The following is a 25,202-nucleotide window of genomic DNA, read 5'->3' as shown; positions in this document are numbered from 1 at the left end:
CAGAACCCAGTTCAGCGATCGTCGCCGACTTTCATCTCGAAACCGGTTCGCTCATTCACCGTTTCGAAGAATCCGCGAATGATGTTGGTCGCTCCGTCGTCACCGATGAGCTGAGCCATGAACCGCTGTTGCGGCTGGCTGAATTGCTCACGGAGCTGTTCCACTTCGGGTTGGAATTCGATGGGTTGCACGACGTAGTAAACCGACTGTGGTGCATTGGGGGCGACTTTGACGCTGCCCACTTCGGTGCTGAACACCGATTGCATGAACTCGTTTCCGACCGCGTTTAGTTCTGGGACGTTGCCCAGGGAGGTTTGCATCATGCCAACCATGTTGAGCCAAGTGAATGGACCCAAGTCGGTGTGCAAGTTGGCTTCTTTCCCCTTTGGAATCGCGTCGGCAAGCTTCTTGCCTTGGCCAATCGCTTCTGCGATGCCTTCCGCGGCTTTCTGTGCCAAGTTCCGAGCTTCTTGAGTTCGGATCGCCAGGATGACTTCGTCGCGAACTTCTTCCAGTTCTGGTGTGTAAGCTTCGATGTCTTCAGTCTTCCAAGAGACGTAGCTCTTAGCGTTTTCCAAGTCGACCGAACGCTGAGGTGAGAACTCGGGTTGAGATGGGATACTCGAGCCATCTTGCATCGCGGCACCAAACATCATCGCGTAGTAAGGTGCACCACGACGTTGAAGTGATTGTCCCAATCCGTAGGATTCACCGATCGGATCATCGCCGATGGAAACACGATTGACCAAGCCGGTCGTGCCGTAACCCAAGCCTTTTTGATCTGCGATCGCTTTCAAGTCGGGGCGTTTGGGAGCGTCGCTTTCATCCGACACACCGACGGCAACATTGCCTTCGTGAACAGCCATTTCGCTGAAGTAGTCTCGCATCAAACCGTACACCTCAGTGATGGTTTGGTCGAGTTTCTGGCGGGCAGTTTCGGAAACCATTTCGGTCGCGATCTGATCACGCACGTCTTCGAATGGTTGTGGTTTGGTTTCGGCTGGTTCATCGCCCAGATCCAATCCGTCGCCGAGTTCCATGTCATCATCGGCGGCTTCCGCGTTGGTTTCTTCCGCGTCAGCCGCTTCGTTGTCGGCATCGTCGTCTTCTTGCAACGCGACCAATTGAACGGCTTCGTCACGAGAACGAATCATCGAGCTGTCTTCGGCCGCAGGTTCTTCGGCGTTTTCCTCGGAAGGAGAATCTTCTGTGGAGGTTTCTTCGGTGGAAGTTTCCTCAGCCGGCGTTTCCTCAGTCGATGGCTCGCTGGTCTCTTCGCTAGCGGGCTCGGTTTCGGTTTCCGCTTCAGCGGCTTCCTCCGTCATTTCTTCCGCGGCTGGTTCTTCCGTTTCGGCAGCGGGAGCCTCTTCCGCGGGCTCGGCGTTTTCTTCCGCAGCGGCTTCGGTTTCCATCGCTTCGAGTTCGTTCGCGGCTTCCTCTGCTTCTTCGACGGGCAATTGGAAATCACCGCCAGCCAATCGACGCTCGTATTCGGCGCGGATCTGTTCGTCGCTCAGCTTCGCTTTTTCGCGTTCGACGAACTCATTCAAGTCCGCAACGAGGTATTCGATCTTGGCCGAATCAGGGCGGCGGAATTTTGGTTCCGGGTCTTGGTCGTTCGGGTAGGCCAACAAGTCTTTGCCGGCTTCATAGACCTCGGTGATTTGTGACTTCGAGGGCGATTCATCGGTTTGATCGATGTATTCTTCGACCAATACGCCGTATGCGTTGATGGTTGCCGATTGGTTGGTTTTCAGGAAGTTGCGCCATTGAGCCAGCGGCGTCGAAACGGGCAGACGACCGTTCATCAATCCAACCATGGCACTTCGTTGGTACAAATCCGCCAACAAGTGCATTCGCAACTGTTCGTATAGTTGAATGGGACCCATTTGATTCTTCGTGAATTGCATCAGCATCGAACCGATTTCGTTGTCGCTGAGCAATCCATCGGTGTAACGGCTGAGCCAGGTACGAACCATCGTGTCGTCCAGCTGGAAGCCAGCCTTTTTGGCTTCGCTGTAGAACCGCATCGTGTTGATGGTGGCTTCTTCGCTCGGATTGGCGTCGATGCCGATCGATTGAATTTGGCCCGATTCTTGGTCGTATTGGAAACCAGGGACCTGAGGCACACCGCCGCGACGGATGGTTTCTTGGCCTAAATCGCTCAAGAACCCGACAACGGCACGGTGCTGCTGGGTCGTGCGAGCGACCCGGCTTTGTGTCAGCGTGACGCCGTCATATTCAGCGACGACCGGGTCCGAATTGGATCCGCCTCCGCGTCGCAGGTAAGTGTCCAGCGCAGGCAAGACGACGAACGCGAACAATGCCAACAAAGTCAACAAGACCATCAGTGGCTTAAGGTTGCGTCGAAAAATCTCGAACGGGCTGCTGCTCATCGTTGGGTCCAAAAAACAAAATGGTTGCAATTCAAACCGCAGAGGGTATCCCCACGGGAATTTACTGGTCAAGGTGAGTTGAATCGAGAGCTCACCCATGGGGCAAGCACCCCGTGGCGAATCGGTGGCCGATTGCTCAAAAGGATTGTTAAGATGGGAGGACGAAGCAGTCTGGCTGGTTCGTCACCCTCAGGCGGTGGCTCGCAACGATCATGTGCGAGCCAACCGCGGGGCAAATTCTCTACCAGATCCGAATGCGTTCGTCTGGTGCGATGTACAGCGGATCGGTTTCGTCGATTCGAAATGCCGTGTACCAAGCGTCCATGTTTCGGACAATTCCGTTGACTCGGTACTCGCTGGGGCTGTGTGGATCGGTGATCAAACGTTTCCGCAGTTCTGGTTCCCGATACAAACGACGCCAAATCTGGGCCCATCCGAGGAAGAATCGCTGATCGCCAGTCAAATTATCGATGACCTTGGCCGATTCGCCTTCGAGTGACAAACGATAAGCTTCGTAAGCGACACTCAAGCCGCCCAGGTCGCCGATGTTTTCACCCAGCGTCAGTTCGCCGTTGACGTTCATGTCTTCGAACGGTTTGAACTCGTTGTATTGGTCGACCAACCCCGAAGCTCGCTTCTCAAATTCTTCGCGATCTTTCGGCGTCCACCAGTTCACGAGGTTTCCGTCGCCATCGTACTTGCTGCCTTTGTCATCAAAGCCGTGCGAAAGTTCGTGGCCGATGACCGCACCAATCCCGCCGTAGTTGACCGCATCGTCGGCGGCCAGATTGAAAAACGGTGGTTGCAGGATCGCAGCCGGAAAAACGATCTCGTTCATCGTCGGGTTGTAGTAAGCGTTGATCGTCTGAGGCGTCATGTGCCATTCATTGCGATCAATCGGTCCACCCAATTTGGCGAGTTGACGCTCGGTTTCGAAAATCGATGCTGCGATCAGATTGGTCGCGGGTGATTCATCGGTGATCTCGAGTTTGGTGTAGTCCTTCCACTCATCGGGGTATCCGATTTTGGTGTGGAACTTGCCAAGCTTCGTGAGGGCTTGCTTCTTGGTTCCCTCACTCATCCATTCGCGAGATTCAATGCGTTCAGCGAAGGCACGTTTGAGGTTTTCGACCAATTCGTTCATGCGACGTTTGGCCTCGGGGGCGAAGTGCTTCTCGACGTACAACTGGCCGACGACTTCACCCAAGACGCTGCCGGTCAAGTCGACCGCGCGTTTCCACATCGGTTGTTGCTCATCGATCCCCGAAATGGTTTTGTCGTGAAATTCGAAGTGGCGTCGCTCCAGGTCTTCGGTCAAAACCGACGCGTAAGCGTCGATGGAGTGAAACTGGAAATAAGCCTTCCATGCCGCGAGATCGTGGTTCGCGAAAATATCGCTGAGCGATTCCATGTAACTGGGCTGACGCACGACAAACGCGTCTTGGTCGGCTAAGCCGATCGCCTTGGTCATCGCGGGGACGTTGAAGTCTTCGATGGTTGCGTCGACTTCACCCAAGGTGAGCTTGTTGTAGGTCTTTTCTGGATCACGATTTTCGGTCTTGGTCCATTGGTTCTTTGCCAGTTCCGTTTCGATGGCGACGACTTGTTCGGCCAACTCCTTGGCGGATTCGACCGACAAAGCGTTCAGCATGTCTTTGATATAGACCTGCAACGCTTCACGAGCCGAAACATATTGCGGGTCGTCTTCGAGGTAATAGTCTCGGTCGGGGAGCGTCAGTCCGGATTGCGACAAGTAAACCGTGTAGGTGTCGCTGGCCTTTGCATCGACACTGACGTAGGCACCAAAGGGGGTATCCACTCCCACGCGTGACAGTTGTCCGATCGTGGCACCCAGTTCGTCCTTTGAATTCAACCCTTCGACGACGTCCAAAACGGGTTGGATGGGTTTGAGTCCCATCGAGTTGCGTTTTTCGAGATCCAGTACGCTGCGATACAGATCGCCGACTTTTTGAGCCGGAGTACCCTTCTCGGCTTTCTCTTCGGCTGATTGCTCGATCAATGTCCGGACTTGCGTCCGCGTTGCGTCATCCAAAACCGTGAAGATTCCATAGTTGGATTTGTCCGACGGAATCGGTGTGTTCTCGAGCCACTCTTCGTTGGCGTGAAGGTAGAAATTTTGGCCCGGTTCGACGGTGGTGCTGAACAGAGACTGATCGATGCCGGAAACTTTGGTGGCCTCGGGCTTGCTGGCTTTGCTGGGAGCCTCCGCTGAGACAAAGGATGGCGTCAATGTGGTGCCAATTAGGATCAAACCCGCAGCAGGAATGCGGAGCGAGGGCAAACCGGCCAGGGCATTTCCAAAGCAGCCCTGCAGGCGATTCCACCGAGAAACTCGGCGAGAAGTTGGTTGAAGCAAACGAATGGTCACGAGCAATCCTTTTGTCGAAACGAGTCGATTGAAGGGAATCAATGAGATGGTGCGAAGTCTGCGGAGAAACGACCAATACGATTCCAGCAAAGTGCCAGTTCGTGAGGTTGGTCTCCGGGGGCATCGTCCCACAAAACTAGGTTGGTGTCAGGTGCCGAAATACGACACTGGTGCACCTTGGCCGGGTAAGATGTCTGACCCCCCTGTTCTCCCGCCTTTCGTTGTTCTGCGAGGATATCATGCCAAAGTCCCACCCCACGCCCGAGTCGCAATCGGTCTCTCGTCGTCGATTCCAGAAAACTGCCGCGACCACATTCGTGCTTTCGGCCGGAACGGCCTTGTCACGTGCTCGGGCGGCGGGAGCCAACGATCGCGTTGGTCTGGGATTCATCGGAGTCGCGAACCGCGGCAGCCAACTGATGAAAGCCTTCGCCGAGCACGAGGATTGCCAACCCGTCGCCGTGTGCGATGTGGATTCCAATGCGATGGCGGCGGCCGCGAAAAAGGCCAGTGAAACGGCGGGGGCCAGCGTCTTTCAAACCGGGGACTATCGTGAATTGTTGGAACGATCCGACGTGGATGCCGTGGTCATCGCCAGTCCCGATCATTGGCACGCCTTGCAAATGATTGAGGCCTGCCAAGCGGGCAAGGACGTTTACGTCGAAAAGCCATTGTCGGCGACGATCGTCGAAGGACGAGCGATGGTCAACGCCGCTCGCAAGTTCAACCGGGTCACGCAAGTCGGCACGCATCGCCGCAGCAGCCCGCTGTATCACGAATTGGCTGGGCGGGTGCAGGACGATTTGCTGGGAAAAGTCTGCGTCTCACGTGCCTATCGACTCAGCAACATGGCTCCCGCTGGCATCGGCAAACTTCCCACGTCCAAGCCGCCTGCGCATCTGAACTGGGACATGTGGGTGGGCCCGCGTGCCGAACAACCCTATCAAGACAACATCGCTCCGTACAAATTTCGTTGGTGGCAGGATTACAGTTCGCAAATGGGGAACTGGGGAGTGCACTACCTCGACGCGATTCGTTGGTGCCTGGGCGAAGAGGCACCGTCGAGTGTTTGTGCGATGGGCGGACGTTTTGGAGTCGACGACGACCGAACGATCCCGGACACGATGGAAGTGACGTTCCAATTCGCATCGGGACGTTTGGCGGTTTTTGGACAATACGAAACGAGCATGAACCCAACGCTCGCGTCAGGCGAAATCGAACTGCGCGGGACCAAGGGAACCGCATACGTTTCCGAGCGTCAGTACGAGATCCTTCCTGAACGACGCGGTCAGTTTTCAAAGCAAGAAGACTTTGCCAAGCCAGAGACACGTTCGGAGGTTTCCAACAATCATGTGTTGACCGTCAATCACGCTCGCAACTTCTTGGACTGCATGGTGTCGCGTGAACGTTGTCATGCTGACATTGAGATCGGTCATCGCAGCACCACGTTTTGTCACCTGGCGAACATTTCGCAAACGTTGGGCAAGCGATTGGATTGGGATGCAAAGGCGGAGCGGTTCACCAACGACGAAGCCGCCAACGAGATGTTGCATTACGAATACCGTGCCCCATGGAAATTGCCCACGGTGTAAAACATCGTAGCCGGATTCGCCAGAATTCGGAGTCACCGCGAAGTCGCCCACCGAATTCTTGGCGAATCCGGCTACGTGATTCCTGTGCGTAGGCCAGGTTCCACCTGGCGCTGGTCGCTGGCTGCGGCGTTCACCATGCCGTTGGCATGACCTGCCGCGATCCCGCCTCGCTTTGTACCAAAGCATCGGACGGGGCGCCATGTGGAACATGGCCTACGGCGTGATTGGAGCGTTGCGGCGAGAGCATGATGACGTCGGTTGCGCTACGAAAACCGTGTCCCATGGAAATTACCCACGCCGTAAAACGTCGTAGCCGGATTCGCCAGAATTCGGAGTCACCGCGAAGTCGCCCACCGAATTCTTGGCGAATCCGGCTACGTTATGCCTGTGCGTAGGCCAGGTTCCACCTGGCGCTGGTCGCTGGCCGCGGCGTTCACCATGCCGTTGGAATGACCTGCGGCGATCACGCCTCGCTTTGTTCCAAAGCATCGGGCGGGGCGCCATGTGGAACATGGCCTACGGCGTGATTGGAACGTTGCGGCGAGAGCATGTTGACGTCGGTTGTTGTGCATTCAGAGCGTAGGCCAGGTTCCACCTGGCGATGGTGATACGCTAGCCCACGATACGCTCGCGAGCGACGTTGAATCACACGTCTCGCTTTGTTCCAAAGGATCGATTGCGGTCGCCAGGTACAACCTGGCCTACAAGTGAATGGTCGGTTGAAAACCCTTTTATTCCAGCTTGTTCTCCAATAGTTCCAACTGCTTTTGTATACGCTGCTCGACTGCTTCGGGACGGCTGAGTTCTTTGATGGATTCACTGATCTGTTGCAGTTGTTTTTCCAGTTGCTGGATGTGCAATTGTTTCATTCGGATTTGTTCGACTTCCAACTGGATGAACATGTTCTTGATTCGCTCTTTGGCTTTTGTTTGATCTTCGCTGGATGCTTCCTCCAAGCCCGCGTCGCTCAAACTCTCGAACTCTTTCGCGATCTGCTGGCGAATTCTCTGAGTCTTTTCGACAACCTTTGGGATCGAAGCAGGTTTGTTGGCCGGTGGAGCGGCAAACGGATCGATGATGGGGGGAGCACTGAACGGATCAGGTTGAGCGCCGGGAGAAGGGGCCCTGGCAAACGGATCGCCGTTAGGATGGTCAAACGGGTTGCGGTTCATCAGCTCTTGCGAGAAGAACAGGTCGATGCGTGGGCGTCGGCCGCTGGTCTCGGACGACTCGGCCAAATCCAACGCGATCGCGACGTGTTGTTCCATGTTGGATTTCAAGGTCGTCTGACTTCCAACCGGGACTTGCAACCAAATGCTGCTTTGGTCTTTGGGAATGCTGAAGTCACTGGGCAGGAACGTCACGCGGTTCAAACCGAACCGGAGTGCTTTCAGTCGGATCTTTCGTTTCCAAGAATCGACGTCTTCTTCTTTCAATTCCTCCGGCATGCGAGCGATAACGTGCCGCTCGGGCTGGTCGGGGATCGAGAGCTTCATGTCCAAGTCGATCAAACCAGAAGTGGGTTTTCGATACTGAACGGCGGAGGCTGAGCCGCCTCCCATTCCACCACCCATCATGCCGTGGTGTTGGGGTGAGAAACACTTCAGGACATCCTGGACCGTCATGAAGGGTTTGGTCTCAAAGTCATAGTCGGGACCGAGAAGAATTGTGACCTTGAGAGGGAGGTTGGAAGGTGACGGAGCGGGTCTAGGCCTGCCGTCCATTCCTCCATACATGTCCATCCCCATGCCCATTCCCATGTCCATGTCCATCCCCATCCCCATGTCTCCTTGCGCCTGCAGCGATCGAGTGGGCTTGGCGATGCCAGACATCAATGAGAAGACAACTGCAAACAGCAGACTCAGTCGTGTGCACATAAGAATTCTCCGAGTAGGCCAGGTCTCACCTGGCGATGGTGATGAGTTTGTGTCTTCGAGCAGCGAGATGCGAATGGTCTAATATGGAATAGGGGACGACGAGACTTGGCGGTGGAGAAATGTCCGACGGAACAGTTGGGCGTAACTGTTCGACTCTTGCGCTACCGATCAACGGATGCTGGGCCAATGAATCCAGCAATTTGTTTCGGACAGCTCCTAAGGTGATTCCTTGACCTCGAGGCTTCGTTGCAGCGATTCGATCTGCTTCTGTATAAGTTCCAGTTGGGAATCGATCTCGGTCAGCGAGGAGGATTCGTTCTTCGTCGGTTCGGTCCACACCGATTCAGTAATCGGAGCCGCAAGAGCAAAGTCGGGGCCAACCGCTTTGGACGGAGTCGAGGACGGATGACTGGCGGGGCGTGTGACAATGACGGGCGGTTTCGTTGTTCTCGATCGGTCCCAAAGGTTGATCGCCGCCAACGGGATGGAAGCCGCGACGAGAACCGTCAGTAAAATCGCGAGACGGATGTGGGGTCTTTTTGATGCCATCACTTCGCTCGGAAGAGGGATGCTGGGTTGTTGCACGTGGGCCAAGCAGGCTTCCAGCAGACGCTGCGTTTCTTCGGCGCTGCTGATTCGATTTCGTGCGTCCTTGCGAAGCAATTGATCGACCAAGTGCTCCATCCAGATCGGAACGCTCGCCTGGGTTTCTCGCATCGGGCGATGAGGATGATCCGTGATCCGGCGCAGGATTCCGTAGCTGGTTTCCGAACGAAAGGGCGGACGTCCCGTTGCCATCGCGTACAGAACACACCCGAGTGCAAACAGATCGCTGCGAGCATCGACCGATTCACCACGTGCTTGTTCAGGTGACATGTACTGCGGCGTTCCAGCGATCACGCCGGAGCGTGTGACGGTTACATCATCGGCGGCCCGGGCCAAACCAAAGTCGGTCAACATCGTTCGGTCGACGGCGGGTTCGATCAGAATGTTGGCGGGCTTTACGTCGCGATGCACCAATCCTTGACGATGGGCGGCAGCGAGTGCTGCGGCGACCTGGATACCGATCCGCAGCACATCGGTGATCGGCAGCGGACCCTCGGTGTCGATGCGTTGTTGCAGTGTCCGGCACGCCACAAACGGCATCACTAAGTAGGGCAGGGTGGCGGATTCACTAACAGACAAAATGGGCATCACGTTGGGATGCACGATCGCCGCGGTCGCTTGTGCCTCACGAAGAAAACGCTTGCGAGCCGTTCCGATCGAGGCCAAGTGCGGCGACATGACTTTGATGGCCACCGGGCGATTCAGTTCTGGCTGAAAACCCTTCAGCACAATCCCCATCCCGCCATGCCCGATCACGGACTGGACTTCGAACTCACCGAGTTTGCCAATGGCGTCAGGTTGGTCGGTTGGCTGCAGGAACGAAACCGCGAAATCGGCCAGCCAAGCGGTCTCGGTGGGTTCGGCCAGCTTGGGTGTGTCGAGCGCGAGGCTGCCCGACATGGTTTCACGCCTTAGCGATTCACGAATGGCGTGGGAGGACTCGGCAAACCGCTCGATCCGGCTCTGACAGAGTTCGCAATCATCGAGGTGCGAGGTGACGTCTTCATCGGTCTGTGCGTCGGCGTGTTCGTCGAGCACCAATCGCAAGACGTCGTCGCTGGGGTGTTGGGTTTTCACTGCACCACCTCATCGAGAACCACACGAATGCGACGCAGGATGCGGGAACGCGACATGTAAATGCTTCCGGCGGAGACGTCGAGCTCTCCAGCGATCTCCGCAACCGGTCGGCCTTCGATCATCGTTGCCCAAAACGCTTTCCAGCTAGTGGGGGCAAATTCGGAGCGGACTTTCTCGGCCGCCCAGACAATCAATTCATGTTGGTATTGATCTTCCAACACGGGATCATCCACGGCGGGTTGTTGGTCGAGTTGCAACAGTGCGTCCGTGCCGCCTTGCCCAGTGATTTGTTTCCGCTGGCGAGCCATGTATTTGATGACGACGTTGCGAGAGACACGGTGGACCCAACGCCGGAACGAGGCGTCTTTGCCGTCGTCTGCAAATCCGTCAATGCTGCGAGCGATCGAGATCAGGACTTGCTGGGTGACGTCGGCGACGTGCGATGGCGGCGTTCCATGCCGGGCAACCAGGTGCTTGAGAAAGGGCTCGTACGTTTCCACAAACGACCACCAAGCCGATTGGTCTTCCGCACCGCCCAATCGAACGATCAGGCTCGGTCGTGTTTCGGGTGAGTGCATGGCTGGGGACCGCCGAAAAGAAAAGCCGCTGCTGATTGACGATTCACGAACACTCTGAGCGGCGCGTTGGTTGATCAAGCCGATGGGCGTTAGCCCCGGTTTCTGTATCTCGAACCGGGGCTAACGCCCATCGGCTCACTGCTGAAACGCGACTAAATCGACAAGCTGTTGATAAGTTCTGTGATAAGACCGTTCCTAAAAAGAACAGTCCTCCACCGACCGCGAATCTCACGCCTGTCGAAAAAGTTTTTTGCGAACTCAGTTTTGTTTCGTCGGTTCACCCAGTGTTTCGCGAATCGCGTCGGCCAATTGTTCGCCCAGCTTCGATCCTCCGCCGACGAAGACTCGCGTCACGGTGCCTTCCGCGTCAATCACGACCGTCTGAGGAATCGCGTTGGCTTGGTAGCGTCCCGCCGCGACACCGTCGATGTCCAGCACGACTTCCGGGCTGACGCCGATTCGGTCGAGTGTGTTGCGAATGTCTTCCGCGTTCTCCTGCAAGTTGACCGCGACCAGGCGGACTTGTTCGGGATCAAATTCGGCAACCGCTTCTTCGATCACCGGCATGGCTTGCAGGCACGGGCCACACCAGGTCGCCCAGAAGTCCAGGACTAGCGTGCGACCGGTTTGATCCGCGATTTGGAACGGTTCTCCGTCGAGTGTTTTGAGTTTGAAGTCTGGAGCAGGGTTGCCCACCAAGGGAGACCGCGTGCCCGCCAGCGAGTCGTCGCCACCACCCGAGTCGCCAATGATGGGTTCAGGAGCATCGACGAGCTGCCAAATCGCGTGGGGATCATCGGTGTTATCGCGGTCGTCGATTTTGCCAAAATACAATTCTTCGCAGTTGGCCAGCGGCAGGCGGATGGGTCCGAGGAAAAAGTTTTCACCGATCAACGTTTGGTTGATGACGCTCTCGGGGACCAAGGATAATCGGTTGCCATCGTGCATCTTGCCTTGCACGGTCAGCACGGTGGCATCGCCCGTTGCGTCGTCGGCGTTCGGCACTTCCGGGGCATCATCCGTGTCGGCGTTGTTTCCATCTTCTGTTCTGATAGGCGGTTTCAACCAAATAATCTGCGACACGACGTTGCGAGGAATTGTGATTGTTTCCAAACGCGATTCCACTTCGGCAGTTTCTTCAGTCAGGCTGATTAGTCGGCAACGCATCATGTCGCCGTTGCGAGCAATCAGGAGATGGGTTGGCGGACTGTTCTTTCGATTGCGGGGAACGGTCAGAAGTCGTTCGCGTTCCTGTTCGTCAACGACCGAATTCGCATTGCCACCATTCAGATGGAGAGCACGGATCTGTTCACGAGGCAGCTTGGTTTTCTGCGTCATACCAGATTCAAAAGTGACCTCGTTTTCATCGATTGAAATCACTTTGCCAGGAATGACTTCACCGGTCTTCAAATAGATTGGTTTTCCAACGGCAGCCCTCTGGATTGCAGCTGGGTTGAATGCTTTGTTGAACACATTCCAAACCCCAGGCTTCGCGACGGGCTGGATAGCGATTACTTGGTTTCGAATGACCGGCAAGCCATTTCGTTGTTGTGCGGCTTCGCGAAGTCTCGCTAGCCGCTCGATACGCAGTTCCGTTGCCGATTTGGTGGTTTCGATGGTTGGACGCAGTATCAATTTGCCTTGCAGACTGGGAAGCATCGTCGACGCGGCGATGTCGGATGGTCCAAACCGAAGCGGCGTCGGATGACTGTCAGGTTCTGCGTCGAGCAACCGTCCATGGAGCCGCGTTCCTTCTAGTTCCAACCGCATTTGCCCGCGAAGTGATGGCACGACCGTTTCTGATGGCTCAAAATCGATCGTGTCGATGCTTGGAATCGGAATTGTCATTTCGCTTTGCGTTGCTTCAGCGATGACATGCAAGGCCAGTTTGTCGATTCGTTGCAAGCGACCGCTCAATCGCATTCCATCGAATGTTCTGATTTGCAAGTGATCAGCGTTGGTTTGCTGTGGTTCGAAACCACCTTTCGGAATTATCTTTAAAAAATCCATCACCAAGATTTCGTCGGCTGGAACGAATCGTTCTTCTTCGCCGTCATCAAACAACCACTGGTTGTCTTGGATCGCCTTCCAGCGTCCTCGAAATGCATCACCATTGACCAAGTGCACCGCTGTATCAATGCCGGAACGTTCCGAGTCTTCGGTTGCTTGCGCGCGATCACGGGAGTTGGGGTTCAGGTCGGTTGCATGCAGGACTTGTAAGGAACGAATGCGAAGGACGCCGTCAATGTTCCGGAAGTAAATCCCGGTGCGAGCAACGCGTGGTTGCTTGATCGGCAGGGTGTACTGAGTCAGCGTTTCGCCACGCATCGATTCGATCATCACATGTCGGTTGGCTTGGTCCATCTTCAATGTCACCTGCAATCGATTGCCGAGTTCTTTCAGTTTGGCGATTGACTGAACGCCTGCGAGCGAACCGTCTTCCCAAACGGCGACGACGTCTTCGTCCCAAACTTCGATATGAAAGGCATCCGCCCAAGTGTTCTCGGCGGATTGAGGGTCGACGCCCACTGCGATCACGAAGTTGGGCTTTCCTTCCCAAGCGATGTCCAGCTCAACCCGGGCTACTCGCGGTAGGTTCAAATCGCGAAAAAGGGTTGCCATCGTGGCGCTGGTTTCCAGCGTGCCATTCGCATCGGTCCAGCTCTCGAGCTGGCCACTTGATTCCCAATTATCGCGGCTGCCGGGACCCTGGAAAACCACGGCGCGGCTGTCGTCCCATCGAAAGATCTGTCGGACCATCGCGAGTGGTAGTTCCGACGGTTCATCTCCCGCGAGAGTGACAATCAACGGGTCGCCAACTTCGATGATGTTGCCAAACAGTCGGTCGCCGTTGAGCAGTTCGAATGCGAATTGCCCTTTAGTAGCTTCAATTGCCGATGGAGCCGGGAAGGTGGCCGACGCCAAAGAAGCAAATGGAAATGAAAACGGCGTCGCGAAATCGTGGTGTTGCCAATTCACCACGGGAGCCTGGTCATCACCGTTAACGTCTGACGCCGAAAATTGTCCTTGGACATGATCGCCATTGTTTAGTCGCAAAATTCCAGGCAATTCATCTGCGAACAGACCGGAAGCGAATAGCGTTGCGGTCAGGAAGCTGAAAAGGCATCCAAGGAGAGGTGTGGACATCAGCACCGCGGTGTTTCGTCGTTTCATGCGATCGTGATTCTCAATTGTTTTCATCGTTCGTAGATCGGCAAGAAACGGAAGTTGAGCGCCATCGCCAGCAGCGACAAAGAGGTTTCGACGGTGGTGCCATAGTTGCCTGAAAAACTTCCGTCGTCGTTCTGTTTGGCCTTCAGTTGACGGATCAGTTCCTTGTTCCATTTTTCCCAGGCTTCGACATCGCCCTGAAACAACGCTTGAGCCTGGTAGTAATTTCCATAGCTCATGTAAGCCCCGCCGGAGGTGTCCATTTGATTGGTAAGTGCCGCGAGCGTGGCTTTGAATTCGGGCATGTCTTTTCGACGCGACACGGCGTAGACCAAACACCCAATCGAGATTCGCGGCGTCGAATTGTCAAACCCACCTAGTCCCGCGTAAGCGACTTGCCCGGACGAGCTGGTCATGGATTTAAAGTAGGCCACACCGCGGTCGATCGCTTCGTCGGGAACCTTGACACCTGCGTTGCGGGCCGCCAATAAGCCCACCATGACGGCGCCGCTGACGGAGGTGTCGGCGTCTTTTGCATCGGCGCCATATCGCCACCCACCGTAAGAGTTCTTTTTCTGCGACGTCACCGCACCGCGAACGGCGAGTTCCAGGGCTTCGCCGAGTGATCGATCCAGTTTCTTACCGCCGGTGGTGAGCAGACGTTCGTTGACCACGCCGTAAGCTTCGGCGAGTGCCAAGGTCGCGAAACCGTGGTTGTACATGCTGGCGTGACCACTGTTGCCACCGAGAATTCCCGAGTTGGGATCCTGGGAATTGACAATGCTCCGCAGCCCGCGACGAATGTTGCTGCTGTAGATGCCGTAGTTGGGGTCTTCGCCCGAGGCCAAGAAAGTCATCACGGCCATGCCGGTCACGCCGGGGCCTGCGTAGGCACCATCGGACCAATTTCCCTCTTCGCTTTGTGCCTTCGCGAGGTACTGAATGCCCTTTTCGTAAATCTCACGCACGTCACGCGGTACCACGTCGCCGAGTTGGGCGGTTGGGAATTGGGCACTGGCCGGCGTCGAACAGAACGTGCTGATCACTATCAAAGCTAGCAGTCGTAATGGCTGCTTGGGTGTCACGGTTTTCATTTCAGCAGCCCTCGTAACTTTAACATTGGCTTGGCATCATTCGCTCGGTTCTCGAGTCGTTTGACTACGACCATCTGTTCTGCATCGAAATGAGGGAAGTCTTCTTCGCCGATAATTTCGACAAGCCAAAGAATGAACAACGACCGGCTCACGAAACCGCGTTCCTCTTCGTCGGGGAGTTTCGCTAGTTGTTGAATTTTCTTTTGGAAGCGTTCTTGAAGTTCCCGCTGTTGTTTTGCTGTCATCGCCATGCCGCGGCTGATGGTGGCAATGAAAACTTTGCCTTGCATCTCCATCATGGCTCTGGATTGTTCAAGGACGCGTTCCTGGATCTGCGTCGCTTGGTCGTCGGTCATGACATGTCGCGTCGCTTTCGCCATGAGAGAATCCTTTCCAAAAATGCCCATCGACAACTCCTGTTGAAGTGGCGACGCCAATTGGTAGGCTTCGTTGATGTGGAGGTTGTTATCCTTTTGCTCCATCCGAAGAAACTTCTCGCGAGCTTGATTGACTCGATCAAAAAAACGCTTGATGTCACCTTGGCCAGCCAAACGAAGGGAGTCTTTTTGGTTTTCTGTTAAAGGAGTGGATTGTTCGATTCGGACGAATTGCAATTCGATCTTTTTCTCCAATCCTTTTCGGCACTGCGCCTCATCGCGGCCGGCAGTTTGGAAGATCCAATTGTCGAATTGTGCAAGGCTGATTCGGTTCTGTGCCTCGCATTGCTGTGGCGATATCGCGATGAATGTTCCCAACAAAGCTGCGATGTACCAAGCCACCAATCTTCTTATGTTCATGGCAGCCATTCCTTTTCGAGAAACAGTTCAGCGTTCTGGCCAAGCATCACATTGATGTTGACTTGTTGGAATGACGCCCATGCAGTTTGTTGCTCCGTGGTCAAAACCTTTCGCAGCAGATTGCTGGGAATGATGGGGACAAATCGTTGGTTGCTGATATAGGTCACGACCCACTCGACATCCAGGTCAGACCATTCTTCTAGAAAGGCTTCTCGAAGCTGTCTTTGTTGGATTTTGGTGAGAATCAATTTCTCGCCCAACAATGCGACCAGGTAATCCGAAGCCGCCTCCCGCTCAATCCGTTCGCGTTGCGAGGATTCCTGTTTGTATTTTTGGTATTGCTCCTCCGTCAAAAGCAGAGGGAGGTAATCCATGGTGTCTTCGCGAATACGTTGCACTGGATTCTGGTTGAGCATTTGCCCATTCAGTCCCCTGTATTGAATAGTAGAGGCTGTCCGTCCTCGGACTCTTTGGTCGAGAAGGTCCACCATCCCTTTGAGTGCTTCTTCAGCTGATTCCACGATGGTCTCCATTTGTTCGTCAGTCGGCTTGCAGACTCGATGAACAAATGACAGTTCCGCATTCACCAGCGGTTTGAGAAACTCAGGCGGTTTGGGTTTCTTCGCCAATAGTTTTTCGCCTTTGGCTACCAATCGATTGAGAGCATTGAATTCTTGTACTGCTTGCACTCTCAGTTCCTGCGACGAGACCGGACGAGTCGTCAATGCCAACAGTCCAAGCAACAGGAAACTCCAACGGCGGGTGACCATCAGGTTCCTCCCAATCGGCTGAAGTATTGATCCAGTCCGCGGCGGAATTCTTCGGGCAGTTCTGCTCCGGTTTCGCCGGTCGATTGCGTGATGTTCTTGTTCTCACGCACTTCCTTTTCGTTCTTGCTTTTTCCTAGCAATGCCAAAGCGGAATCAGTGCTGTTGCCACCTCCGGATCCGCCACCAGGCGAACTGCCGCCTCCTCCGCCACCTTTCGGGTTGATGCGTTTGGAACGCAGAATCAACTCAATGGCTTCGGTCTCGGCCGCGATGGCTTGGGAACCCGTGTTGGGTTGCTTCAGGATCGAAGTGGCATCGGTCATCACTGAGTCGACAGCGGCCAGCATCTTGAGCTCTTTCCCAAAGTGCTTGGTCGCCTCCGGCAATTCGCGGATGCGTTCGATGACGTCCACGACGCGTTCGTTGATCTCCGTTTGAGTTTTGGCCAGCGTCTCGGCGGTGGCTTTGTGCTCCTTGGATTCAACGGCCGTTTTGGCTTGTTCGGCCACTCGAGTTTCGTCGCGCAAATTGACTTCGGATTCCAAAACTTGCATCACATCGCGAACGATCGATGGTGGCAGGCTTTCCGGTGACTTGCCGCCGGGACAACTGCCGTTGCAAGCGGGGTCGACCAAGTTTTCAGCCCAACGATCCAGTGAGTCCGACCAGAACTCACACTGCGCGACGGAGATACCCTGCTGTTTCTTGATTGCAGCCGAGAGTTGACGCAAACCGCCAATCACATCGCTGGATTTCATTTCGTCCAGAGTGACTTTGAACTGCGTGAAGCGTCGTCGTTCAAAGTAAGCCTCCATGTCATCCATGATGTAAGAGACTTGTTCGGTGCTCTCGTCCTCGGTGGTTTGTAATTCACCGAAAAGTTCCCATGCGGTTTTGTCGATGCGCGGGGCACTTTGACCGAATGCGGGTTCGAGGTGATTGGTCAGCTGTTTGGCAACCAGGTTTTGTTTACGCGAGGCGGCTTTCAATCGCTTGACCAACGTGCTGCCTTCCAAGTTCGCCAAGACAAGGTTCAGTTCGTCGGCGATCTTGTCGAATTCGTCGAGCAATTCTTTCTGCTCGGTGATCGCTTGCGTCATCTTCAAAGGCTCGTCCTTCTTCGGTTTGTCATCCGAAGGTTGGCTCTTGCCCATCACCGTCGTCGTTGGCAAACGCAACGCAGGATTGCTGGGTTTCTTGGGACCACCGGGGGAACCTTTGCCTTCGTCGGGTGAGTTGGCGGAGGATTCCATGTCGACCAACTGTGGTGCCGCACGTGGTTTGGGGCCAGGGTGCTTGGACATTTCAGAACCTGGGCCTGAGGAGTTCGCACGGCTTTGTCCCGCTTTGGGACCGCCGGGGCTTTGGGGGCCAGGTTTGGATGCGATCTTCGGTGCTTCTTGTGCCGCGTCGTCCAGCAAATTCGCGACGCTGGGCATCCGGTTGTCGGAGAGGTCCTGCAAGACCTGCAGCATCTCCGCCCAACGTTCCAGGTGGCCAACCCCGATTTCGGGATTCTTCGATGCCGCCAAAACCAATTGGTCGCCCATCTGGCCGAGCCGTTCCAATCGACGACCGTTGGATCGTTCGGCGGAAGCTTGCCGCTCGATTTCGCGTTGATGCTGGTCCATTTCGACTTCATCAGCAGACAGTTCGCGAAGTTGTTTGTTCTTCTCGTGCAGTTGGCGTTCGCGGTCTCGAACGTCGAGAGCTTGGCGGTGCCACTTGCTCAATTGTTCCGTCATCCAAATTGCATGTTGGTCCGGGGTGAGGACGTAAAGCAAAAACGGCGGCGACAACACGCGGGCCCGCTCGGGCAGGTAGTCCTCCGCCCAGACTTGCAGCTCGATCGGTTGAGCGGGAATCCCCAGCGACTTGGCCGAGAACGTTCCCATCGCTTCCAAGCTGGCCGCGGTCGGATCACCCGCCGCGAGAGCTCGCTCGCCTTCGGCTGGTTCTTCGACCGCACCGACGTCCATGCCTTTCCACTGGATGCCGACGCGGCGGATGCCAAAGTCATCGTTGGCACGGACTTGGAAAGTCAATGTTTCCGAATCCAACACGACGGCTTGGCGTTCCAGGCCGTCGCAAATCAACGTGGGGGCTTCGTCGTCAATCGCCTCGATCGACAACGTGAACGGTTCGCGTCCCGTCAGTCCCATCTGGTCACGCCACTGGAATTGCAGGGTTTCGGTTTCGATGGCTTTCACGAAATCGCTTGCCAACTGCGGCCCGTCGACCGGACGCGATTTTTCGTTGACTTTGCCATCGGCCAATTCGCGATTGGCGATCGCGGTCACGACGGCTTGGCTTCCGCGAACGACGGTCAAGGAGCCGCCTCGTGTGTCAATTTGTTTGGGTTCAGGTTGGCCGAGGTATTCGGGCAAGTTCACGTCCGCGACGATCTTGGAAAGCTCAGGACGCAGCGTGGGTTTCAGCTTCACCGATTGCTTCACATCGCCAACGGTGAGCGACATTGGATGTTCGCTGAGTTGAGGTGGCACGGCAAAGGCGTACTGCCCATCGCGAAGGGTGGCTTGGATTGGTTTCTGTTGCCCAATGTGCAGTTCTGCGGACTCGGGTTGCCAGCGAGAATCGGCGCTCAAGGCAACCGGCAAGACAACCGGTTCCCCGTGTGGGATGTAGACGTCGTTCGCCAGAGCATCGATTCGTGTGAACGTGTAACGCGGCGTGGATCCCCACGGTGCCAGCAATCGCGTCATCGCATTGCCCGTTGCCGCGGGATAGGTCACCGCCAAGGCTCCGATGGCCAGCACGGTTGCGGCGGCCAAGCCGGTCCAGGCTTTGTATCGAGAGTTCGGGGCGGCGCTGCGAAAGTCTTTGCCGGCCGCATCGTCGGCGACTTGCGTCATCGCAGCTTGGCAAAGTTCGGGCGAGCGGGCTTGTTCGGACGCGTTGTGAGTCAGCTCGATCACGCCCAACAATCGGTCGCCGATCGAAGGCATCTTTTGGCTCAACAATTTCGCGAGCGGTTCGAGAGCTTGATGCTTGTAAACCCATTTGTAGATCGCCCAGGGCACGATGGCCATCAAAGCGAATCCGCCAATCCAAAGCAGGCCTCGAAGAATCGCCGGCGTGTCGGTGAAGCGGTCCATCCCGTAGACGAGCAGGAACGCCAGCCCGATTCCCGCGACCACGATCGCGACGGCTTCGGTCAGCTTGATTTGCCAAACGCGACGCCGGTACGCCAGCAATTGCTGCTTGAGCGAATCGGGAATGCGCAAGTTTGTTTGCGCGGGTGAATGGTTGTCTGCAATCTTCATATCAATCCGACTCCCTTGCGACCGATCCAAAACAATGCCAACAGAGCGATGAATCCACCGACGATTGCCGGGTGACTCCAAAGTGCGATGCGACGAATCGAAGGTGGACGATCAGGCATGGCCGACAGCCACGCGATCACGTCTTCCACTCGATCGACGGTGAAGACTTGCCCATTGGTGACGCGAGCGATCTCTTGCATCACGTCCGGGCGAGCCGGTTTTCCAATTTGTTCCAAAGCGACTCCCTGAGCAAACACCGTGGTCTGCAACGAGTCACCGGTTTGTTTGCAAAACAAAGTCAACTTGTGTTCGCCGGGTTCTTCCGGTGTGAAGCGGCCTGCGAACGCACCCCAGGCTTCACCCGAGGATTGCAGTTGAATCGTTTGCGAACGGCCGGACGGAGCAACGATTTGCAACGTCACGTCGCCACCGGAGAGCGGTTCGCCGCTGGCTTCCATCACGTTTGCGTTGACGCTGACCGTTTGGCGGACTTGTGGTTGTTCGGGCGAGTAATACAAACGCATCGTTTCGCCTTGGGCCATGTTCCGGCGATACGCCATCCAACGAACGACTTGGCCCCAGAACCGATAGTGGTAAAGGTCTTCGACGCCTTTGCGCCAACGCCAAGCACCGTCGGTTCCCATGAACAGAACTTTGCCCGCTCCATATGTTCGCGTGACCAGCAATGGTAAACGACCGAATCGATTGCTGACCTCTTGATGAACCAGCAACGTTTCCGAACCAGGTTTCGCGGCCAGCACCGGTGCGTACCACTGGAAGCCAGGCAGGTTGCCCCAGACTTCCAGGTTCTCGTCGGCGGTGTCGGCGAGTTTGGTCAGCAAGCTGCGGCGACCGAGCTGTGTGAGTTCAAAGTGTTGGGCGGTGCGTGAACCCCAACCGCCCGGTTGGCCTTCGTCGAGCGTGACTGGCAACAGATCCTTCAGTGGCGTTTCCTGCAAACTGAATTGTCGGCCTTCCCAACCGGGGATGAAGACCAAACCGCTGGCTTGTTGTTCGACCAAACCATGCAGCCATTCGCATTGTTCCATCGTCAGTTGATCGTCGTCCAAACCGACGTCGCCAAGGAAGACGACGTCGTACTTTGAAAGTTCTTCCTTTGTGTCGGGGAAGGTCGCGATGTAATCGGCGTTGCCTCCACCGCGAGCGTCGAGGCCCGGGTGAAACAGCAAGCACGAAACCTCCACGCCCGGATCACGAGACAACGCGTTTCGTAGATAGCGGTATTCCCAGCGGGGCACCGATTCGATCACGAGCACTCGAAGCTTTTCTTCTCGAATGGAGATCGGGGCGGCAATCTCATTGTTGTCGTCGAGCAGTTCGTTGGGATGTTTGCTGATCGTCAGTGTCAGCGTTTCATCGCCGAGTTCTTCCGGTTCCCAATCGACTGAATCGTTCGTGCGGCCCATCGCGGCGATGCGGATGTCCTTGGTGATCGTTTCACCTTTGGACGTGGTCATGGTGACCGTCGCGGCGTGGTCTCGTGGTAGCGAGCTTTCAACCGAAAATGGGATGCGAACCTTTTTGCCACCGATCGCAAAGGTTGGTACATCGAAACTGAGCAATTCGACATCGGGCAAACGTTCTTCGCTGCCAACGGGAACGGTGAACACGGGAACGCCCATCGATCGCAACCGGCCTGCCGCACGCACGGGCGCGTCACCTTGGTTCCAGTCTCCATCCGACGCCAACACGACGCCGAGCAAATGTGGGTGCTTGCGGACGACATCCAGCAGTGGGCTGGAAAGGTCCGTGCCTTTCTCTTCGACGAACTCAGCGGTCTCACCAGGAGCGATTCCGGCGGGGTTGGAGATCGGGTTGATGCGGTTGGGATTGTGGGGCTCTGGTTTGGTTTCCGCGAATGGTTCGATGACCACTTCGGCTCGTGACTCGAGTGATTTCCAAGCCTCCATTTGCGTCAGCGACGCGATTGCTTCTTCGCGGGTTTGAGGTTCGGATTGCACCACATCCCGCGTTTGCATGCTGCCGGAATTGTCGTACAGAACCGCGACGACGGGTTTGTCATCGGGGACGTATTGTTCAACCCATTCAGGACCGCCGAGCAAGGTTGCGGCAATCACGACGACAATCAAACGCAACGCTTCCAGCAACACGGTCGCTTTGCGGAAGTGGTTTCGCCAGCACGCGAGGAATCCAAACACGAGCGTCAACGCAATGGCCACCACCGCGATCGCGATGGTCCAAGGCGTCCAGGCAAACGAAAGCGAATGAGTTTCGATCATGCCGTGGCACCTCCGACGGATGGGGAGGCCGCTTGGGCGGATTGCCGCGGCAGACACAAGATGGCTTCACCGATCATGGCGATCAGCATCAGGATCAGGAACGCTCGCCAGACTTCATCGACCAAGGAATTGGATTCGCCCGCCGTTTGATTGACGCGTTCCAACACCAAGCCTTGAAAGAGATCGTCGATCTGAGAGTCTTGCAGCGTGTCGGTGGCGTCTTCTCCGGCGGATCGATTGATCGCGTTGAAGCGGTCGCCGTCGGCGTAGACACCTGCCGTGAAAGCGTGTTCTGTCGAGATCGAATCGTCGGGCCCTTGCAATCGTTTCCACGTCGCGGCTACTTCTGCATCGACCGTTCCCGCATCCAAGCGACCTGTGTTGGCCAGGGACGCAGCACCGGCGACCAAGGCTCGCTGGATCATCACGTAAAGCACAACGCCGTCGGATGAGAGGGTCGAATCCTTTGCCGCTGGAGTCGTGCCACAAAAGTAAACTCCGCCGCGAGGCGTGGGGACTCGGACCATGACTGGTTCGTCGTTGGACAACTTGGCAAGCGGAGTGGTTTCACCGAACAGGGCCGCCAGGCGATGCACCTTCAGCTTTCCAACCGGCAGCGACGCTCCCGCCAGTGTCTTGCCCAGCAAGTCCGCTTCACCTCGCCAGGTCGCAATCGACACGTCGTCTTTCAAGTCCGTCCATGCGGCATACGAGACGCCAAACAGTTCCGCGTTGGGATCAGGATTGTCGGGCGGGAAGAAGATCACTCGGCCGCCGCGGTCCAGGAACGATTCCAATCGTTTGCGAATTTCTGCGTTGGACGCGCCCGTGGGCAACGGGGCTTGCCACAGCAAGAGTGCGGTTTCATCCCACGCGATCGATGGCACTTCGGCGGGAAGCAGGACTTCAGCGGAAGCCTCGATGTTTGGATCGGGAGTGATCTCGGCGGCCAATCGCAGCACATTGGCAACGTCCTCGTTCGCGGACACCACCACACTCTTTCGTGGCGGTGGCTCGTCAAAGACAAAATAGTACGTGTTGTCGGCGTTGTTGCCATCGGCGGGCAACGACACGTGACCCAGCCCGCTCACTTGTTCGCGATCCAAGGGGACTCGCAAGTCCGTGAATTCACCCGACCCCGAATCGAGTGGCAGTTCGACAATCGATTCAGCTCCATCCAGATCCATGCGGATCGATGGCGCGGGTGCGTTCGCTGTGTCGCCGTTTTCAGAATCACTTTGAAGTTTGCCCGACAGCATCAACACTCGCTCATCGCCTTCGGATCGCAGGACGATGTCGTCGATGCGGATCGATCGGTTGGGCTGGTCCGTTCCCGCGACGGTCAACAGACGGAACCGGACTCGGCGTCCGAATTGGGCGAGGGCTTCGCGAAGCGTGGGCCAACGTCCGTCTCGTGATTGCCAATCGTGTTCGCGAGCGTCCGAGCAAATCCAAACGTCGGTTTGTCCCATCGAGTTGGCTTGGATGGTGTCCAGTGCCGCCAACATCATCGCGGGAATGTCAGCCGATGCATCCGAAGGTCCGGTTTGCGGAAGGTCCAGCAGTTCCTCAGGAGACGCCAGTTCTCGTGCGGGAGAGGACTCGGACGCCGCGACCGTGTTGCTGTCGATCAGCAGAACTCGACCGGCACCGAGTGTCTGCAGTGTTTCAGCGATTTGGGCGACGCCGGCTTCCAGTTTGGTTCTTGAGTCACCCGCCGCATTGACGTTCATCGAAGGCGAACGATCGAGCAACACAATCGTGTTCGCGGACGAACCTCCCGAGAGCGATCCGACCAATCCGCCGCCGAGTGAACCGCTGGCGAGTGGTCGTCCGATGGCAATGATCAAGGCCAACAGAACCAGCGTTCGCAGAGCCAGGATGGCCCACTGGCGAATGCGAGCGTAACCGCGATTCATACGGTTCGCGGCCAGCAGGAACATCATCGCGGCCCACTGCGTCGTTTGATAACGACGTTGGTTGATCAAGTGGATCAGGATTGGCAGCAGAGCGATCGGCAGAGCGAACAGCATCCAGGGTTGAAGAAAGCTCATCGTCCCCCCTTTGCCATCGCGCGACGTGTCAAGAAGTTGGTGAGCACTTCGGGATAAGGTTGATCAATACTGACGCGGTGATAGTCGACACCGGAGGACACCACGATTTGCTGGAGTTGATCCAGGTAACCTCGCAAGGCGTCTTGGTAACGATCTGCGATTTCGCTTGGTTCGGCGAAGATGGCCGTGCCACCTTCCATGTCGAGAAAACGTGTGGGCCGAGAGAACTCAAAGTTCAGTTCCATCGGATCGAGCAGATGGAACAGCGACAAGTCGTGTTTGCGGAAACGCAAGTGTTCAAAACAGCTTCGCAGTTGATCGGGATCGACGAAGAAGTCGGAGATCACAATCACCATCGCGGCTTGGCGGGTTGTTTCGGCAAGTTCATGCAAGACATCGGCCAGATGGGTTTCGCCCTGGCCGCGTGTTTCTTCCAGAGCATCAAAGATGGTTTTGAGGTGAGCCGGGTTTCGGCGTGGAGGCAGGTGACCGGTGATGCCATTGCTGACACACGACAATCCCACAGCGTCACCTTGTTGCACGGCCAAGTAGCCGATGGCGGCAGCGATGCGACGAGCGTATTGCAATTTGTTGAGTTCGCCGGAGCCATATTCCATTGATCCGCTGGTGTCCAAAACCAGTTGCAATCGCAGGTTGGTGTCCGCTTCAAATTCTTTGACGTAGTAGCGATCGCTGCGGCCATGGGCTCGCCAATCCAACCGCCTGAGGTCATCGCCGGGGACGTATTTCCGGTACTCGGCGAACTCCACACTCGCGCCCCGCATGGGACTGGTGTGCCGACCAGAAACATTTCCTCGCATCGGCCTGCGCGCAAACAAAGGCAGCCCCGACAATCCTGCCAAGACAGCCGGTTCCAAAAATTCGCGAGGAGTGTGTTGTTCGGACAAAGTGCTAAACGTGAGTTGCGAGTTGCGAGTTGCGAGTTGCGAGTTGCGAGTTGCGAGTTGCGAGTTGCGAGTTGCGAGTTGCGAGTTGCGAGGAGCGAGGAGCGAGGAGCGAGGAGCGAGGAGCGAGGAGCGAGGAGCGAGGAGCGAGGAGCGAGGAGCGAGGAGCTAGGAGCTAGGAGCTAGGAGCTAGGAGCGAGGAGCGAGGAGCGAGGAGCTAGGAGCTAGGAGCTAGGAGCTAGGAGCTAGGAGCTAGTGGCTAGTGGCTAGTGGCTATTTCCCGAAGGAGCGAAGCGACACGTCGTTCCCTCTCCCCCGGCTTCCGGGGGAGAGGGCTAGGGTGAGGGGGCA

15 protein-coding genes are annotated in these 25,202 nt (G+C 56.2%); 1 reads left to right on the top strand and 14 read right to left on the bottom strand.

Annotated features, from left to right (window positions below; all coding sequences use genetic code 11):
• Window positions 1–11: 11 nt before the first annotated feature.
• Together RB_RS18475 and RB_RS18470 are read right to left on the bottom strand one after the other, a co-directional pair.
• Window positions 12–2,495 (bottom strand): hypothetical protein, encoded by a 2,484-nt coding sequence (locus RB_RS18475; RefSeq protein WP_011122115.1) that lies wholly within the window; start codon window positions 2,493–2,495, stop codon window positions 12–14.
• A 142-nt stretch (window positions 2,496–2,637) separates the two neighbouring features.
• Window positions 2,638–4,875, bottom strand: coding sequence for a M13 family metallopeptidase (locus tag RB_RS18470; protein ID WP_164922200.1), 2,238 nt, complete (start codon window positions 4,873–4,875; stop codon window positions 2,638–2,640).
• A gap of 149 nt (window positions 4,876–5,024) precedes the next feature.
• Here RB_RS18470 and RB_RS18465 point away from each other — a divergent pair, with 149 nt between their 5' ends.
• A complete protein-coding gene (locus RB_RS18465) occupies window positions 5,025–6,377 on the top strand; it encodes a Gfo/Idh/MocA family protein (RefSeq protein WP_164922199.1) in 1,353 nt (450 codons plus the stop codon).
• Window positions 6,378–6,751: 374 nt separating this feature from the next.
• Here RB_RS18465 and RB_RS28610 read toward each other — a convergent pair whose 3' ends face one another.
• From RB_RS28610 to RB_RS18400, 12 genes are all read right to left on the bottom strand, one after another.
• Window positions 6,752–6,949: a DUF1589 domain-containing protein gene (locus RB_RS28610; protein ID WP_164922198.1), complete on the bottom strand. Its 198-nt coding sequence runs from the start codon at window positions 6,947–6,949 to the stop codon at window positions 6,752–6,754.
• Window positions 6,950–7,108: 159 nt separating this feature from the next.
• Window positions 7,109–8,254, bottom strand: a complete 1,146-nt coding sequence (locus tag RB_RS18455; protein ID WP_011122109.1) for a hypothetical protein — start codon at window positions 8,252–8,254, stop codon at window positions 7,109–7,111.
• 216 nt (window positions 8,255–8,470) lie between these two features.
• Entirely contained in the window at window positions 8,471–9,937 is a 1,467-nt protein-coding gene (locus RB_RS18450; protein WP_011122108.1) for a serine/threonine-protein kinase, read from the bottom strand.
• Complete coding sequence (locus tag RB_RS18445; protein ID WP_007338439.1) at window positions 9,934–10,515, bottom strand: sigma-70 family RNA polymerase sigma factor; 582 nt, start codon at window positions 10,513–10,515, stop codon at window positions 9,934–9,936. The genes RB_RS18450 and RB_RS18445 overlap by 4 nt, the downstream gene beginning before the upstream one ends.
• 258 nt (window positions 10,516–10,773) lie before the next feature.
• Entirely contained in the window at window positions 10,774–13,689 is a 2,916-nt protein-coding gene (locus tag RB_RS18435) for a TlpA family protein disulfide reductase (protein ID WP_231845770.1), read from the bottom strand.
• Window positions 13,690–13,712: 23 nt separating this feature from the next.
• Window positions 13,713–14,780 carry a prenyltransferase/squalene oxidase repeat-containing protein gene (locus RB_RS18430; RefSeq protein ID WP_011122104.1) on the bottom strand — a complete coding sequence of 356 codons (1,068 nt, stop codon included), beginning with the start codon at window positions 14,778–14,780 and terminating at the stop codon, window positions 13,713–13,715.
• A complete protein-coding gene (locus tag RB_RS18425) occupies window positions 14,777–15,577 on the bottom strand; it encodes a hypothetical protein (protein WP_231845769.1) in 801 nt (266 codons plus the stop codon). Before RB_RS18425 ends, RB_RS18430 begins: the two co-directional genes overlap by 4 nt.
• Window positions 15,574–16,347, bottom strand: a complete 774-nt coding sequence (locus tag RB_RS18420; protein ID WP_011122102.1) for a hypothetical protein — start codon at window positions 16,345–16,347, stop codon at window positions 15,574–15,576. The genes RB_RS18425 and RB_RS18420 overlap by 4 nt, the downstream gene beginning before the upstream one ends.
• Entirely contained in the window at window positions 16,347–19,631 is a 3,285-nt protein-coding gene (locus tag RB_RS18415) for a hypothetical protein (RefSeq protein WP_164922196.1), read from the bottom strand. Before RB_RS18415 ends, RB_RS18420 begins: the two co-directional genes overlap by 1 nt.
• Complete coding sequence (locus RB_RS18410) at window positions 19,628–21,892, bottom strand: hypothetical protein (RefSeq protein ID WP_164922195.1); 2,265 nt, start codon at window positions 21,890–21,892, stop codon at window positions 19,628–19,630. The genes RB_RS18415 and RB_RS18410 overlap by 4 nt, the downstream gene beginning before the upstream one ends.
• Window positions 21,889–23,946, bottom strand: coding sequence for a BatA domain-containing protein (locus tag RB_RS18405; protein ID WP_011122098.1), 2,058 nt, complete (start codon window positions 23,944–23,946; stop codon window positions 21,889–21,891). Before RB_RS18405 ends, RB_RS18410 begins: the two co-directional genes overlap by 4 nt.
• On the bottom strand, window positions 23,943–24,854 hold the full coding sequence (locus RB_RS18400) for a DUF58 domain-containing protein (protein WP_007324190.1): 912 nt from the start codon (window positions 24,852–24,854) through the stop codon (window positions 23,943–23,945). The genes RB_RS18405 and RB_RS18400 overlap by 4 nt, the downstream gene beginning before the upstream one ends.
• Window positions 24,855–25,202 lie beyond the last annotated feature (348 nt).

It is taken from the genome of Rhodopirellula baltica SH 1 (genome assembly GCF_000196115.1).
Taxonomy (GTDB): Bacteria; Planctomycetota; Planctomycetia; order Pirellulales; family Pirellulaceae; genus Rhodopirellula; species Rhodopirellula baltica.
The sequence above is the reverse complement of the archived record's forward strand: the minus strand, read 5'-3'. Positions and strand labels throughout refer to the sequence as shown.